Annotated in this window: 1 protein-coding gene; it reads right to left on the bottom strand. The window is 69.1% G+C overall.

The genetic code is table 11. The features are described 5' to 3' along the window. On the bottom strand, positions 1 to 604 hold a 604-nt coding region (locus tag JNK74_29205), incomplete at its 3' end, for a siderophore-interacting protein (protein MBL7650255.1). Positions 605 to 644: the final 40 nt, after the last annotated feature.

The raw sequence follows: 644 nt of genomic DNA, 5'->3' as shown, positions 1-644 counted from the left end.
CGCCCGGTGGCAGCGCCAGCGCCTCGACGGCGGCGGCAAGCCGGGCGCCGGATGTCTGCGCGTCGCCGCGCAGCCACTGGATGTGCACATCGGCCTGCGACGTGAAGGGCAGCGTCTCGGCCAGTTCCGCGGTATCTACGATCACGAAGGCGCTCGCCCCGGCCGGCAGTTCTTCCAGGCGCCGCGAGATCGCCGGCCAGGCGCAGGTATCGCCGACCAGCACGTTGACGGTGAAATCGGGGGGAATCACGATCGAGCCGCGCGGACCGCCCAGGCGCAGAGTCTGGCCCACGCTGGCTTGGGCCGCCCAGGCGGCGGCCGGACCGTGACCGTGCAGCACGAACTCGATGTCCAGTTCCTGTCGGGCCGGGTCGAAGCGGCGCGGGGTGTAGTCGCGCATGACCGGTTCGCCGCCGGGATTGGCCGGATCGTGGAAGAAGAGCTTCACATGGTCGTCGAAGCCCAGGCTGGTGAAACCGGCCAGTTCCGGGCCGCCCAAGGTTACGCGCAGGAAGTGCTCGGACAGGTGTTGCGTGCGCACCACCGTCGGCTCGCGCATCACCACCTCGTGGCGCACGCGCCGGATTTCGTGCAGTTCGCTCATCGTGAGGCTCCTTTTCAGTCTGTTGGGGGTTCGAGACGGT

The organism is Candidatus Hydrogenedentota bacterium, from assembly GCA_016791475.1.
In the GTDB taxonomy this organism is placed as follows: domain Bacteria; phylum Hydrogenedentota; class Hydrogenedentia; order Hydrogenedentales; family JAEUWI01; genus JAEUWI01.
Note: the sequence above shows the minus strand (reverse complement) of the source record. Positions and strands in the feature narration are given on the sequence as shown.